We start from the raw sequence: 14,002 nt of genomic DNA on the forward strand, positions 1-14,002 counted from the left end.
ATACTTAATCCATTTTTAGGACTAAGGAGCTGATATGAAACAGATAAAAGCAAGATTATTTACTCTTTTAATCACTTTTAAACCGTTTTTCTCTTTAAGCTATTTTATCGTACAGCTTCTTAATTTACTGCTGGTTTTTATTGGGATGTTGCTCTTGTTCGATCCTACTGCAACCACAACCGATAGCGCCTTATGTCAGTGGATTGGCGTGATTAATTTTACACTTATCTATTTACTCAAACACCACTACCGACAACTCCTCTCATGGTGTGATATTAGAAAGCAATCAGCGATTGTCGTTCCTATTTCTTTTGATAAATAACCCCGCGCATTTCTGCTATGCTAAAAACCAAGGAGCCTCTATCATCTAAAGGCTCCTTGTACCAATTAAACCCCTAGCAAGCGCCACCAAATTAAACCAGTTAGCATAAATAGTACAAACCCAGTACCACAAATCACCAAACCATTTATCATCCATTTCCCTGGTGTATGGTAACCGTAGCCCATTGCTAATGGATTTCGCGCATGTGAATACGTTGTCAGATTACAACCGATGTTCATAACCCCAGCTACAGAAAGAAGTGCAATCATAGGTTGAACCCCTAAAGTAAGTAATGAGCCAATAATAACCCCACCAAGCGCAACAACTTTAGCTGTGCCAGAAGCAAACAGATAAGAAGTCAGTAAGAAAAATAGCATCAATACCAGTAAAAATATGGTTGGAGATGCGCCATGCATAGCCGATGACAAAAAGTCAGAGACATTGGTCCCAAGCCATTTCACTACACCTAAACTTCTTAAATGGTTTGCCATACCCATCAATACAGAAAACCAAATTAAGGTGTCCCATGCCCCTTTTTCCGCTTTAATATCGTCCCAGCTTAATACACCCAGCATCAACATAGCTGACAAGCCAATAAAAGCAGCGCCTGTTGCGTTTAGATTTAATGCCGCGCCAAATATCCACATAACAACAAGAGCGACAAAGATGATAGCCAACATCAGCTCTGGGATCGAAATACGTCCCAATTGTTTGAGTTTTTCTTTGGCAAAAACGGGCGCTTCTGGTGTTTGCTTTGTATCCGGAGAGATAAACAGATAAAGCACAAATGGAATCACTAAAAATAGGCAAAGAGAAGGTACCAATAGATACGTAACCCAAGTACCAAATGTAAGGTTAATACCCAACAATGTTGATGCAATTCCAATAAGGGCCAGATTACCTGCAAATGCCGTACTAAATCCAACTGCTGACGCATCATTCATAGCTGATGCATTTGAAATCAAGAACTCTCCTAGCTTGCGATCTTTCTCATTGATGGTTTTTGCTAAGCTGTTTGCAATTGGAGAAGTAATCGCAAATCGAGCGGTATTACTTGGGGTGGCTGGAGCTAAAATATAATCCGCTAGCCCTAAACAGTAAGCAATTCGTAATGAAGATTGGCCAAACTTACTCAGCAGAACCAGAGAAATGCGTTCACCTAACCCCGTTTTAGCAAATGCTCTTGCCATCATAAAAGCAATCACAATTAACCAAATAAGCGAGTTATTGAAATCGTGTAATTCCGCTGTAATCGCAGCCTTACCCGTTGACTCTACGGGCAAAATAATGCAATAAACTGCAATAGATAATACCGCAATAGCTCCTGTAGGCATGATATTTAACACAATAGAAGCAATGGTTGCGATAAAGAGCAGAGCGAGATGATAACCTTCCGTAGATAAACCCGCAGGAGGAAGTTGGCTATACAACAAAGCTGTTACTGCAATTACAGCTAGGAGTTGAGGCCATTTGAACGCTAATTTCATACAACATAATTCCTTTTTGGTATTTTATGTGAATAATTAGCGCGTATTTTTCATTAATAATGTGACACAGGAAAGGTTTTTAGGTTGTTTTAGGAATAAAAGAGCATTTTTTATGTCTTTGTGTATCCAGAATAACCTAGAAGATTAATCTGCAAACAATAGATTCGTAACCAAAATATTAGACAGAGTAAACAATCTACCCTGCCTATTACTTTTTACTACAAAATGTCTGCGCGAATAATATCTTGAGAGAGATCGTGACGATCTAGATCATCTAAGCAAGTTTTCGTTATTGATACCACGTGTTCAGCAACAATATTTCGGAAAATACTGTAGTTAATAAAACGTTTAGCATCAATAGTGGCTATCAAATCTTTCTTGATATTTTCCAATTCGCACTCTTTGGGATTGAAATTTTCAAGCCGTAAAATCTCTGCGATAAATTGAGTTAGTTTCACGTTATTCATAATGATTATTCCTTTTTATTATGTTTTCACAATAAACATACCTAAAGGAACACACAATTAACACTTGCTTTACCCTGTTGTATCAATAGGAACAATCAATGGAATTATTATAATGAACAATCAATTCTTTATATCAGAGAGTTTTGTTGTCCCTTATTAGTCGTCATAAACTGATGGTGAAAAAGAGCAAAAACAATACCACCAGCAATAGGAAAATAGATTTCGCTGATTGGAATTTGAAATCGAAAAATGAGGAACACTTGAAACACACCAAAAGCCGTCACTAAAGCATAGCTGTTCCAATTTAACTGCCGTAACAACCAATAAATGGGTGTAAAGACAAATAGCATTAAAATAGAACATACCACTGCAAACAGATAATAAGCTACAGCTCCTTTCATTAGCCAAACAAGTTGTTGTAAGTGATGAGGTATCATAGTGACAATAATCCCGACAAATACCACGCTACTTCCAATAATTGATGCAAATATTGCGCTTTTGGCCGCTTTTAGAATAAATCCTTTCATTCCAATCTAACTCCTTTTTCTCCCTTATTTAATACTGTAGATGGCGAGGAAAAAAAGAAGAAGAAAAGATTAGAATCTGTGGATTATGTCTCATTAACATTCTGTTTTTAAAAATCTTTCCTATTAGCATCTGTATTTTTCACAGATTTTGTTTGCTATCTATTTTGTAGCAGAAATTAGATAGAATTTCAGAAGGAAAATTGAGAGTGTGTATGTCATGAAGCCGATTATTTTATGTGCTGTTCTCTTAACGTTGGTAGGGTGTTCTTCTTGTGATCATGATAACCGCCACGATCGCCCAACTGAAATAAAACAGCTTTATAAGCACTGTCGAGATCGTAACACCTGTGATCAAAGTATTGCTGATCATCGAAGTCATCGCGTTGCGTAATATTGTTATATAAACACCGTAAAGTACAAAGCGATAAGTTATCTATTTAAATAGCGGATCGTTTTGTGCTAATCACACTTTTTGCATAAGAAAATTATCAAGTACTATACCTCGTAGTGCCACCTTCTGTGCTGTAACAACTTTAAAACCATATTGCTCAAAAAATGGTCTTGCGGTGATACTTACTTCTGAATACAGCTTCTGTAACCCCAGCTCTTGAGCCTTGATAAAAATATGCGCCATTAGTGCCGAGCCGACGCCTTGTCTTTGATATTGGTGATGGCAGAAAAAGTGATCGATTAACCCATCCGATTGAAGATCAGCAAAGCCCACAATGACCCCATTTAGCTCTGCAATATATGGCTGAGTTTGATTTACACGATCTCGCCAAGCTTTAGCATTGTGAGGCTTTGGAGCCCACGCCTCGACTTGCTCTTGACTATAATCACGAATGTTAACACTACGGATGGTATTAAATAATAAAGACCATAAATGTTCAGCATCTTGTTCTTGATATGGACGAATGGTTACTTTTATCTCGATATTTTTATCTTCAGCCATATTGCTATCTTAACCCTTGCTATTCAATGGGCTATACCATACATATCTTACTTTATCATCACACTAAATAAATCAAATGGCGTTTTAAATAATTCAGTCTCAGATAAACGTTGAATTTCCTTCTCATCATCCAATGTTAACATTGACCAATCTTGTTTATTGTGTGGCGTTTTAAGCTGGATTATAGAATCTAAAACAGACTTGTCGCCAGATTCTGCTGCAAGTAATACAGCTTGATATGCATATTCTCGCTCTTCATTTTCATAACAAAGCTGATAAGCATGTTGATATAGTTTAAAAATTATTGCTTTCTTCTTGGCTAAGTCTTGAGCATTGAACCAAGAATCAGAAACATTCCCCACACTTCTTTTCTGTTGTTTACAATATTCTATCTGTTGGAAATAATTCTTTTCAGCCATCTTTAATGGCGTCGAGATAGCTATTATAGGAAAGAAAATTCCAATAAATGCTACTAGTTTCTTCATCTTACGGCCTCTGTAACACACTTCCAAAAAGTAGAATCCTGTCCATCACCAAAAAACGCTTCTTGCTCAGCGATAGTTTCAACTTTTCGTCTTACTATTTTATTAGCAGACATCATTCCTGAGGAAAACTCTTCCCAGTCATATGTCGTAATTTCTTTAATGACTTCATGAGGTGTTGGATTAGAGAATATCTGAACCAATGGTAAAGCGGCTGCAAATGTTGCTGTATAGTTACCAAGTTCAACGGTATTATTTATTTGATGAACCGCATTAACAGAACGCTCACTGAGTCTATATTCATTGATATTACAATATTCCTTTATATCCACTCGAATTCTCTATTAAACGTTACCTTGATAGGAATTCAGTCTGAAGCAACAAATTATTGAGAGCAAAATGAATGACTAATTTTGAGGCTTTAATCCAAAAATAAATATCATAGCTACAAATAAAACCACAAAGAAAAAGAGAAGCTCTTGTAAGCTTCTCTTAATATATCTAACTAACTTACAACACGTATAGAACCTTGATCACATGCCAACCAAACTTAGTTTTTACTGGCTCTGGGATCAAACCTCGCAAGTTATTATTCTTTAGCTTTAAAGCTTGGCTTGTGCTAATCGCTTTACCAGAAAAAACGGCTTTATCAAACTGAGGAACCATTGCACCTTTACGAAATTCACCCAGGTCGCCACCTTTTTTACCAGATGGACAAGTTGAATGTTTTTTTGCAAGGTCTTGGAACTTAGCACCTTTCTTTAACTGCTCTAGAATGTCATCAGCCAATTCTTTATGTTTAACTAAGATGTGAAGTGCGTGTGCGCTAGAAGCCATGAGATATCAGCCTATTGATTGTCAGTATAAACGTGAGATAACAACTTAGAATAACACGAAGTTTATCTCTTTAATTGTTTGAAAGTGTGCGACAAATCACGCAAAGTAGCAAGTATCCTCGGTGGTAAATCGCCATAATAATGAGGATAACCAATCAACTAATGCGATTGGCAACATAAATGTATTATTCATCTTCTGTTCATGGCTCGTTGACTATTATTTGTCTTATGAAAAGATATCATCGTTATAAATACTTGTTGGGTTTCTTGCTGGGCATCACGTTTGTTGTTCATGCTGCCCCAAATCTAGAGATTGACGAAGACCATGATGAAGTAATGGCAGCCGTCGATCAGGGGCTTATTCAACCCTACTCTGCGCTTGAAGCCAAAGTAGCAAAACAACTTAATGGCCGCATTATCAAAGTCGAGCTCGATGAAGATGATGATGAGTGGGTATATGAACTTAAACTGATTGATCCCAACAATCATATTATAAAAGTCGAGTATGACGCTCGAACTCTCAGTATTATTGAAATTAAAGGGCGTGGCCTTGAACACGTTCTAAAAGGATTAACCCAATGAAAATTCTAGTTGTAGAAGATGAAATCCAACTTGGTGAACAAATTGTTGCAGGTCTTGAACAAAACAGTTGGGTAGCAGAACTATCAACAGATGGCATTGATGCTTTATATCGTGCAACATCAGAACCTTGGGACGCCATCGTACTGGATTTAGGACTGCCTAAACTGGATGGTATCACCGTACTAAAAGGTATTCGAGAAGAAAATGTCGATTGTCCTATTGTGATTTTAAGTGCGCGAAGTGAACTAACTCAACGTGTTGAAGGACTCAATGCCGGTGCCGACGACTATCTTACTAAACCATTTCAAATGGTAGAACTGGTTGCCCGTTTACGTGCTCAGTTACGTCGTTCTACTGGTAACACATCCCCTGTAATTCAAGCAGGTCCACTTGAATTAGATACTCGCAGCTCTAAAGTTACCTTCCATGGTCAGCCCGTAGAATTAACCGCGCTTGAGTTTAAAGTGCTTTCTTATCTCATGCATAACCAAGATAAGGTGATTTCACGTACAGAGTTAGTCGAGCATATCTATAAACAAGATTTTGACCGTGACTCAAATACCATTGAAGTTTTTATTGGTCGTATTCGCCGTAAAGTAGGCACTGATGTTATCAAGACTGTCCGAGGTTTAGGATACCGAATCAATGCCAAATAAGCGTCCTCGTCGAAGTATTCGCAGCCGCTTATTAATTGCAGCGGCTGTGTGGCTATCGGTCATATCACTGCTAACGGGTTATCTTGTTCCCTCTTTTATTAAAACCTATCTTATCGAACAAGAAAAAACGCAACTCTACCTCTATTTAGATCAATTAACGGGCATGATCGACCTAACACCGACAGGTCATATCAAAGTACAAGGTAGACTCAGTAACCCTAGATTTTATTCACCGTACAGTGGCCTATATTGGACATTAAACCTAGACAAAAAACAGCTACGTTCTCGTTCACTGTGGGATACAACCATTACCGGTAACGAAAAATCTGGTTATGAAGGGCCGAAAAAACAGCCTTTGATCGTGGTTGAACGTAAATTCTTATTACCTGAAAGTGATCACCCTGTTCACCTTATGGTTGCGATTAATCAAGATAGATTAGTAACAACGATACGAGAGCTAACGCATCAAGTCTGGGCTCTACTTGGTATTATGGTGATAGGGATCTTGATTCTCATTACCGTGCAAATCTCATGGTCACTTTGGCCCCTTCGTAAGTTACAACGTAATTTAAAAGAGGTTCGCGCAGGTAATATCAATACGGTTACAGGTGAATATCCACTTGAGATCCAACCTTTAGTTGATGATCTCAATGCTCTTCTTTTCCACTATCAAGAAGTATTAGAACGGGCACGAAATCATTCTGGTAATTTATCGCACGCTTTAAAAACACCGATAGCGATCCTAAACAATGAAGTCGCACTATTGGAGCCGACACAACAAGCTAAGCTACGTCCAGCACTCGAACAACTGCAACAGCATATTGACTATCATCTAGGTCGAGCACGAATGGCAGGATCGGCCAATATTCTTGGTCTAAAAACAGCCCCAGCACCTCGGGTAGATGCTATTTCGATGGCAATGGATAAAGTGTATGCGGCAAGAGAAGTTGTTTTAGTTAACGAGCTTGATAGTGAGTTAATGATCGCAGTTGAAAAGCGTGATACGGATGAAATGCTTGGCAACCTTATTGAAAACAGTTACAAATGGGCCAGTAGTTTAATTCGAGTACATAAGCTTCGTGATGAGAGCGGCTTTGTGACTATTATCATTGAAGATGATGGCCCAGGTATTGCTGATAATGAGTTTAGCGAAGTTCTAAAACGAGGGGTTCGATTAGATGAGAGTACTCCTGGTACAGGACTTGGCTTAAATATTGTCAACGAACTTTGCCACAGCTATCGAGGTAAATTAAAGCTTAGCCGTAGCCAATTAGGTGGCTTAAAGGCTGAATTAACCTTACCCCTTCCTCGTCACTAGCGATATATACAAGCTAGATAAATTGATGAATCAAGGCCGAATACCTCTACTTTATAGGGTTTTCGGCCTTTCTTTATTTTTCAAGCAACTCAGTTATCAAACTTACATGCAAATATCATGAGTTTAGTGTAATATCCTGCCCCCAAAACCTATATAAAACGTATTACATCGAGGCGCTATGCAATTACTTGAAGCAAAACTTCATAAAATTGACCGTCATAACTACCGTAGCTATTCAAGCTTACGTGGCGAATATCATTTTGTTGATTTTGATTTCTTTATCGATACGGTCCAAACAGACCCATTCGCTCCTGCGTCTCGAGTACGTGCTCGCCGAGCTTGGTCGCTAACAGATCTTGAATGGTTACGTGATAAATCAGCTGATTATCAACGTGCTGCCCGTGATTTTATGGCACGTTTCTTTGCTGAATTAGCACAGCATGAAAATGCCATCTTAATCGATCGCCCAGGACAAGTGATTTTAGACCGCACTGCTGTTGTCTTTGATGATGAAGGTATTGAACTACGTTTTCGTGTTAACCTGCCATCAGATGGCCGCACGATCATTGCCAAGCGTACACTGAATTTATTAACTTTCCACATGCCAAAAATCATTCGTCGTGCAACAATTGCTCGCGAATTGCCAATGGAAGAGTTACAACGTCACTGTGAAGCTGCAGAAAACCAAGTAGCACTTCGTAATCAACTAGCAGAACATAATTTGGTTTCGTTTGTTGCTGATGGCAGTATCTTGCCTCGCCTTGCGGGTAACAGCCAATTACCAATGCCTGATGCGATTCCGTTTAAGAGCCCAGATGCACTTGCAATTGAGCTGGATACGCCACATAACGGTAAAATCCGTGGTATGGGTATCCCTAAAGGTATCACTATGATTGTTGGTGGTGGTTTCCACGGTAAATCAACACTACTTGGTGCGGTCGAAAGCTCTGTTTACGATCACATTCCAGGGGATGGTCGTGAGTACATTGTAACGGATGAAACGGCAACCAAAATCCGAGCAGAAGACGGTCGTTGTGTTCATAATGTGGATCTTTCTCCATACATTAGCAATTTGCCAATGGGTAAAGATACGACCAAATTCTCGACTCAAGATGCATCGGGCTCTACCTCTCAAGCATCTTGGCTACAAGAGTCTCTAGAAGCTGGCGCGCAAACACTGTTGATTGATGAAGATACTTCAGCATCAAACTTTATGATTCGTGATGAGCGTATGCAGGCTTTGATCGCAAAAGATGAAGAACCAATTACACCACTGGTGGATCGTATCGCTCTACTTCGTGATCAACTTGATGTATCTGTAATGTTGATTATGGGTGGTTCTGGTGACTACTTAGATGTTGCTGATACTGTGATTCAAATGCATAACTACGAAGCGATTGATGTAACAGAGAAAGCGCGTCAAGTTGTGGCTTCACACCCTACTCGCCGTAGCTTTGAAGGCTCAGAGACCATCGCTCGTCCACGTACTCGTCAGCTTAACCGCTCAGCATTGAAATTAATGCTAGAAGAAGGCAAATTCCGTATTCAAGCGAAGAACAAACATTCATTACGTTTTGGTCGTGAGTTCGTTGATCTGCAAGCTCTAGAACAAATTGCACACCAAAGTCAGCTTCATGCTATTGGTTGTTTGTGGTTTATGATGGCACAGAATAAAGGCTGGGAAAAAGCACCAGTTCGTGCGTTTGCGCAGATGCTAAATGAAAACTGGGCAACAATGATGCCTCGTTACGGCGATCTAGCAAAACCTCGTGTTATGGAAGTAATGGCGGTACTAAACCGTATGCGTGCGGCTGAGTTTAAGTAATTCAGTAAGCAAAGCTAGAATAGAGAAAAACCTCACTCGTTTACAGTGAGGTTTTTTTATTTCTCATACCATAAGCCAAAGGTGCACTAACTCATAGTAAATAGAGATCAGATTACACTTTATTAAATCGATAAAATACCGTGGCTAATGGCGGCAATGTAAGATTAATCGATTGTTCTAATCCTTGAGCACCGATCGCTTCTGTTGGTAATAAATTAGAAATAGCGTAATCGCTTCCCCAATATTGAGGTGAATCTGTATTGAGTACCAACTCATATTCACCCGCTTGAGGCACACCTAGACGGTAATTCTCACGGGGAACCGGTGTAAAATTCGTTACAACTAAAACTTTATTTCCTTGCTCATCAAAGCGTTCATGGGCCAAAATACTGCGTTCAGCATCATCTTGTATTCGCCACTCAAACCCAGCAGGATCACAATCTAGCTGGTGTAATTGAGGTAAATCTTGATACAGATGATTAAGATCGCGAACCAGAGCCTGAACACCTTCATGCCTTGGGTATTGCAACCAATGCCACTCTAATTGCCCTTCATGAGCCCATTCTGCACTTTGCGCAATTTCAGTACCCATAAAGTTGAGTTTTTTACCCGGCTGACCATACATATAGCCCAAATAAGCACGTAGATTTGCCGTTTTCTGCCACTCATCACCGGGCATCTTATTTAAGAGTGAGCCTTTACCGTATACCACTTCGTCATGTGATAGCGATAACACGTAATTTTCACTAAAGGCGTAAATCAATGGGAAGGTAATCGTATTATGGTGATACTGACGATGAACAGGCTCTTCTTTAATGTAGGATAAGCTGTCGTGCATCCAGCCCATATTCCACTTAAAGCCAAAACCTAACCCTCCCATGCTTGTAGGACGAGAAACGCCAGGAAATGCCGTTGATTCTTCTGCAATTGTCATCGCATTTGGGTAGTGGCGATAAACTTCTTCGTTAACCCAACGCAATAAACTAATCGCATCATAGTTTTCATTGCCACCATCACAGTTAGGGATCCACTGATCATGCTCGCGGGAATAATCCAGATAAAGCATAGAAGCAACCGCATCCACTCTCAAACCATCAATATGATAGTGCTCAAACCAGAACAAAGCATTGGAGACTAAGAAACGGCGAACATGATCGCGGCCATAGTCATAAATATAACTGTGCCAATCTTGATGCCAGCCTCGGCGAGGATCGGGATCGTTATACAATGCAGTACCATCAAAGTTAGCCAAACCATGCTCATCAGATGGGAAGTGAGCCGGAACCCAATCTAATACCACCCCGATCCCAGCTTGGTGACACTGATCGACAAAATACTTAAAGTCATCAGGGCTACCGTAACGGCTTGTAGGTGAGAACAATCCTATCGGTTGATAGCCCCAAGAACCATAGAATGGATGCTCAGAAATTGGCATTAATTCAACATGGGTGTATCCCATCTCAACTAAGTACGGAACCAGTTCTGTTGCTAGTTCACGATAAGAGAGAAAATCCCCTGCTGCATTTTTACGCCAAGAGCCTGCATGCAACTCATAAAATGAGAGTGCTTCTTTATGCTTTTCAGTGACCGCTCTTGTCTGCCAAGCTTTGTCTTGCCATTGATAACGGTGCTGATCGTACACTTGTGAAGTAAAAGATGGATATTGTTCTGATGCGAATCCCCAAGGATCGGCTTTATGAGGAAGACCATTACCCTGAGCATCTTTTAGCTCGTACTTGTATTGTACGCCCTCTTCAAGACCTGGGATAAATAATCCCCATAATCCATCGTCTAAGCGCTGCATGGGATGACGACGGCCGTCCCAACCATTGAAATTACCCACAATGCTGGCAGCCGATGCATTAGGTGCAAACACTAAAAAGCGAACACCAGCAACTGGTTGATTTCCAATATTTAAACTGAGTAATTGAGCGCCCATCTCACTGTGCATTTGCTCGGGAGAGATTAACGCTTGAGGGTGTGAGATGAGTTGATGGAATTGGTAAGGATCATTGATGGTTTGTTCGCCTTGAGGCCAACTAATGATTAATTGATAAAGCGAAGAGGTAAGGTCCAGATCCCCTTCAAGTACAAATCCACTTTCTTTATCACGAGAAAGCGGATAAATATCACCAGCTTGAGTCTTAACGCTAACCGCATCAGCTCCTGGCATCCAAACGCGAAGAGCAATACCTAAATTGTGGTATTGCGGCCCTAAAAATGAAAATGGATCTGAAAAAGCAGCCCTTGCGAGCTGCATATATTCCTTTTCACTGCGTGTCACGATTCCTGTGTCCAACGCGGTACTCCTAATTTACTTCTCACTCGCTTGTTGACGAGCTTCTGTTAAACGACGTGTTAAATCGATAATGTCCTGACGTGTAAATAGGTCATCTAGCGTAGTTGACAATTTACGTCGCCAGTTTGGATATTCATCAACCGTTCCCGGTATATTGACTGGTTTATCCATTTCTAACCAATCTTCTAGCTGCAAGCTTAATAATGCACTGGCACCAGCTGCCAGATGAAGTTGCATACCTTCACTGAGCTTACTGTCCATTGGTACATATGCAGCATTGCGCCCAATGTTTTGTGAAAGATAACCGTGCCAATCCAAACTATCAAGAATTCTTTGCTTACTTTCTGCTCTAGAGTCAAATAATCCGTTCAGAGCATCTTGATCTGGGTATAAACCAAGCTCACTGCCCATTTTTAAATCATCGCAATGCCAAAAACCGCGTAATGTCGGCATATCATGAGTACATAAAGCCGCCATTGATTGGTCTGGATAATGACGTGGAGAGAAATAGCCACCATCTTCAGCAGTTTCAAAGAAGAAAACTTTGTAAGAGTGAACACCAGCAGTCGCTAACTTATCAACAATTTCATCTGGCACAGTACCAAGATCTTCACCAATAACCGTACATTGATGACGATGACTTTCAAGCGCTAAGATAGCCAGTAGGTCTTCAACTGGGTAATACATATAAGCGCCTGCTTTAGCCGATTCACCTTTTGGAATCCACCATAAACGTAATAGACCTAACACGTGATCAATACGCAAAGCACCACAATGGCGCATATTTGCTCGTAATAGATCAATATACGGCTGATAAGCACGCTCAACCAATACCTCGGGATTTAATGGTGGCAAGCCCCAGTTTTGACCTAGTGGACCTAAAATATCAGGTGGAGCACCAACACTCACATCCAGACACAGCTCACCATGTTGTGCCCATGTTTCAGCACCAGAATCACAAACACCTACTGCTAAGTCTCGGTACAGTCCCATCACCATACCCTTCTCTTCAGCCAACTCCTGCACTTCAGCTAATTGGCAATCAGCAAGCCATTGTAAATACATATAAAGCTGCACTTCATGCTGATTTTCTTGAATAAAGGTTTGTACTGCTTGATTGTCAAAATGACGATAAGATTCTGGGAATACAGGCCATCCCCACATGGTGTCATCTTGAGATTTTAATAACGCATGCAATGCATCAAAAGCCGCTTGGTGCAGTAGACTTTCACCGCCTTGTTCGACAAAATTTAAGAACTGTTTTGCACGTTCTGTGTTTTTCTCTAAATGACGCGTAACAAACGTATCAAACAGTAGACGCAAGGCCGCCATTTTTAAGCATGCGACTTCACTATAATTCACCCAGTTACTTTGGCGAGCTTCAGCTAAACGTTGCTGGAATTCATGACTCCCCACCAATTGTTGGGCCGCATCACTTTGCGCAAACTCACACACTGAACTTACATCAATGTAAATAACATTTAACCAACGTCGAGATGATGGGCTATATGGACTTGCCCCTTCAGGATTGGCAGGAAATAATGAGTGAATTGGGTTTAAGCCTACAAAATCACCGCCATTTTTCGCGATATCAGCAACCAATTGTTTTAAATCACCAAAATCACCTATACCCCAGTTATGTTGGGTACGTACCGAATATAATTGAACACTGGTGCCCCAGAGCTTTTTATTATTTAAAAGCGCAGTCTGCTTATAACATGCAGTTGGCGTAACAATTAGAGTCATTTCATAAGGTGATTTGCGACGCTTACGTGAAACCGTCAGTTTATGGTAACCCCAAGCAAGATCATTCGGTAACGCGAAAACAAGGGGCTGGCCTTCATCTCGTTCATCTGCAACCAATTGAGATTGTAACCAGCCCTCAAAAACCTCACCTTGTTCTGTTTCTAATCGCCAGCTGAAATCACTAACACGAGCACTGGCACCAAGATGAAGCTCAACCTGCATTGGTTCACCAGCACGAATCACTTTAACTGGAGCTAATACTTCAGTACGATTTTTTTTGCGCGCAGATTCTAATAGGGCTTCATCATTACGAACATCATAACCAAGCGCAGCCAATAAACGGCTTAATGTTTCATCTTCAACCGTTGCTTCATCACCCCAAGCACTGATGTACTTATCTGTAATACCAGCCATATGAGCAACGTGTTTTAGTACTGAATTTTCTAACATTGAAATCTCCGTTAGCGACTAACCCAATCGCAACGATTCAAATTTATTATTGC

15 protein-coding genes are annotated in these 14,002 nt (G+C 40.4%); 6 read left to right on the plus strand and 9 right to left on the minus strand.

All coding sequences use genetic code 11. The features are described from left to right. Positions 1 to 34 precede the first annotated feature (34 nt). On the plus strand, positions 35 to 322 hold the full coding sequence (locus WAX86_RS16760; RefSeq protein WP_284648557.1) for a hypothetical protein: 288 nt from the start codon (positions 35 to 37) through the stop codon (positions 320 to 322). Positions 323 to 387: 65 nt separating this feature from the next. Here the strand turns inward: WAX86_RS16760 and WAX86_RS16765 are convergent, their stop codons facing one another. The 3 genes from WAX86_RS16765 to WAX86_RS16775 all read right to left on the minus strand — a co-directional run bounded on the left by WAX86_RS16765 (position 388) and on the right by WAX86_RS16775 (position 2,803). After that, complete coding sequence (locus WAX86_RS16765; protein ID WP_237030574.1) at positions 388 to 1,809, minus strand: DASS family sodium-coupled anion symporter; 1,422 nt, start codon at positions 1,807 to 1,809, stop codon at positions 388 to 390. Positions 1,810 to 2,027: 218 nt separating this feature from the next. Then, entirely contained in the window at positions 2,028 to 2,276 is a 249-nt protein-coding gene (locus WAX86_RS16770) for a hypothetical protein (RefSeq protein WP_065171022.1), read from the minus strand. 128 nt (positions 2,277 to 2,404) lie between these two features. Continuing rightward, positions 2,405 to 2,803, minus strand: coding sequence for a hypothetical protein (locus WAX86_RS16775; protein WP_341489730.1), 399 nt, complete (start codon positions 2,801 to 2,803; stop codon positions 2,405 to 2,407). A 217-nt stretch (positions 2,804 to 3,020) separates the two neighbouring features. Here WAX86_RS16775 and WAX86_RS16780 point away from each other — a divergent pair, with 217 nt between their 5' ends. Next, positions 3,021 to 3,194 (plus strand): hypothetical protein, encoded by a 174-nt coding sequence (locus WAX86_RS16780; protein WP_341489731.1) that lies wholly within the window; start codon positions 3,021 to 3,023, stop codon positions 3,192 to 3,194. A 72-nt stretch (positions 3,195 to 3,266) separates the two neighbouring features. On the opposite strand, the gene WAX86_RS16785 is transcribed toward WAX86_RS16780, so the two are convergent. From WAX86_RS16785 to WAX86_RS16800, 4 genes are all read right to left on the minus strand, one after another. Beyond that, positions 3,267 to 3,755 carry a GNAT family N-acetyltransferase gene (locus WAX86_RS16785; protein WP_158134006.1) on the minus strand — a complete coding sequence of 163 codons (489 nt, stop codon included), beginning with the start codon at positions 3,753 to 3,755 and terminating at the stop codon, positions 3,267 to 3,269. A 47-nt stretch (positions 3,756 to 3,802) separates the two neighbouring features. Then, entirely contained in the window at positions 3,803 to 4,240 is a 438-nt protein-coding gene (locus tag WAX86_RS16790; protein ID WP_341489732.1) for a hypothetical protein, read from the minus strand. Then, a complete protein-coding gene (locus WAX86_RS16795) occupies positions 4,237 to 4,569 on the minus strand; it encodes a hypothetical protein (RefSeq protein ID WP_341489733.1) in 333 nt (110 codons plus the stop codon). The genes WAX86_RS16790 and WAX86_RS16795 overlap by 4 nt, the downstream gene beginning before the upstream one ends. Positions 4,570 to 4,747: 178 nt before the next feature. Beyond that, positions 4,748 to 5,074: a peptidylprolyl isomerase gene (locus tag WAX86_RS16800; protein ID WP_005305024.1), complete on the minus strand. Its 327-nt coding sequence runs from the start codon at positions 5,072 to 5,074 to the stop codon at positions 4,748 to 4,750. Positions 5,075 to 5,283: 209 nt separating this feature from the next. Between WAX86_RS16800 and WAX86_RS16805 the strand changes: the two genes are divergently transcribed. The 4 genes from WAX86_RS16805 (at position 5,284) to WAX86_RS16820 (ending at position 9,454) form a co-directional block, all read left to right on the plus strand. Next, positions 5,284 to 5,655 (plus strand): PepSY domain-containing protein, encoded by a 372-nt coding sequence (locus WAX86_RS16805; protein ID WP_370466091.1) that lies wholly within the window; start codon positions 5,284 to 5,286, stop codon positions 5,653 to 5,655. After that, positions 5,652 to 6,311 (plus strand): response regulator transcription factor, encoded by a 660-nt coding sequence (locus WAX86_RS16810; protein ID WP_005305028.1) that lies wholly within the window; start codon positions 5,652 to 5,654, stop codon positions 6,309 to 6,311. Before WAX86_RS16805 ends, WAX86_RS16810 begins: the two co-directional genes overlap by 4 nt. Further along, the gene (locus WAX86_RS16815; protein ID WP_341489734.1) at positions 6,301 to 7,629 is read left to right on the plus strand and encodes an ATP-binding protein; all 1,329 of its coding nucleotides are present in this window, start codon (positions 6,301 to 6,303) and stop codon (positions 7,627 to 7,629) included. The genes WAX86_RS16810 and WAX86_RS16815 overlap by 11 nt, the downstream gene beginning before the upstream one ends. A gap of 178 nt (positions 7,630 to 7,807) precedes the next feature. Next, entirely contained in the window at positions 7,808 to 9,454 is a 1,647-nt protein-coding gene (locus WAX86_RS16820) for an ABC-ATPase domain-containing protein (RefSeq protein WP_068946367.1), read from the plus strand. A gap of 112 nt (positions 9,455 to 9,566) precedes the next feature. Here WAX86_RS16820 and glgB read toward each other — a convergent pair whose 3' ends face one another. Then, complete coding sequence (glgB, locus tag WAX86_RS16825; protein ID WP_341489800.1) at positions 9,567 to 11,714, minus strand: 1,4-alpha-glucan branching protein GlgB; 2,148 nt, start codon at positions 11,712 to 11,714, stop codon at positions 9,567 to 9,569. A gap of 54 nt (positions 11,715 to 11,768) precedes the next feature. Then, positions 11,769 to 13,949 carry a 4-alpha-glucanotransferase gene (gene malQ, locus WAX86_RS16830; protein ID WP_065171835.1) on the minus strand — a complete coding sequence of 727 codons (2,181 nt, stop codon included), beginning with the start codon at positions 13,947 to 13,949 and terminating at the stop codon, positions 11,769 to 11,771. Positions 13,950 to 14,002 lie beyond the last annotated feature (53 nt).

Origin of the sequence: Photobacterium damselae subsp. damselae (genome assembly GCF_038086725.1) — a bacterium.
GTDB lineage: Bacteria > Pseudomonadota > Gammaproteobacteria > Enterobacterales > Vibrionaceae > Photobacterium > Photobacterium damselae.

Excerpts from the sequence above, each read along its gene's own strand:
- WAX86_RS16760 (WP_284648557.1), top strand. The coding sequence starts at position 35 with ATGAAACAGATAAAAGCAAGATTATTTACTCTTTTAATCACTTTTAAA.
- WAX86_RS16765 (WP_237030574.1), bottom strand. The coding sequence starts at position 1,809 with ATGAAATTAGCGTTCAAATGGCCTCAACTCCTAGCTGTAATTGCAGTA.
- WAX86_RS16770 (WP_065171022.1), bottom strand. The coding sequence starts at position 2,276 with ATGAATAACGTGAAACTAACTCAATTTATCGCAGAGATTTTACGGCTT.
- WAX86_RS16775 (WP_341489730.1), bottom strand. The coding sequence starts at position 2,803 with ATGAAAGGATTTATTCTAAAAGCGGCCAAAAGCGCAATATTTGCATCA.
- WAX86_RS16780 (WP_341489731.1), top strand. The coding sequence starts at position 3,021 with ATGAAGCCGATTATTTTATGTGCTGTTCTCTTAACGTTGGTAGGGTGT.
- WAX86_RS16785 (WP_158134006.1), bottom strand. The coding sequence starts at position 3,755 with ATGGCTGAAGATAAAAATATCGAGATAAAAGTAACCATTCGTCCATAT.
- WAX86_RS16790 (WP_341489732.1), bottom strand. The coding sequence starts at position 4,240 with ATGAAGAAACTAGTAGCATTTATTGGAATTTTCTTTCCTATAATAGCT.
- WAX86_RS16800 (WP_005305024.1), bottom strand. The coding sequence starts at position 5,074 with ATGGCTTCTAGCGCACACGCACTTCACATCTTAGTTAAACATAAAGAA.
- WAX86_RS16810 (WP_005305028.1), top strand. The coding sequence starts at position 5,652 with ATGAAAATTCTAGTTGTAGAAGATGAAATCCAACTTGGTGAACAAATT.
- WAX86_RS16815 (WP_341489734.1), top strand. The coding sequence starts at position 6,301 with ATGCCAAATAAGCGTCCTCGTCGAAGTATTCGCAGCCGCTTATTAATT.
- WAX86_RS16820 (WP_068946367.1), top strand. The coding sequence starts at position 7,808 with ATGCAATTACTTGAAGCAAAACTTCATAAAATTGACCGTCATAACTAC.
- glgB (WP_341489800.1), bottom strand. The coding sequence starts at position 11,714 with ATGCAGCTCGCAAGGGCTGCTTTTTCAGATCCATTTTCATTTTTAGGG.
- malQ (WP_065171835.1), bottom strand. The coding sequence starts at position 13,949 with ATGTTAGAAAATTCAGTACTAAAACACGTTGCTCATATGGCTGGTATT.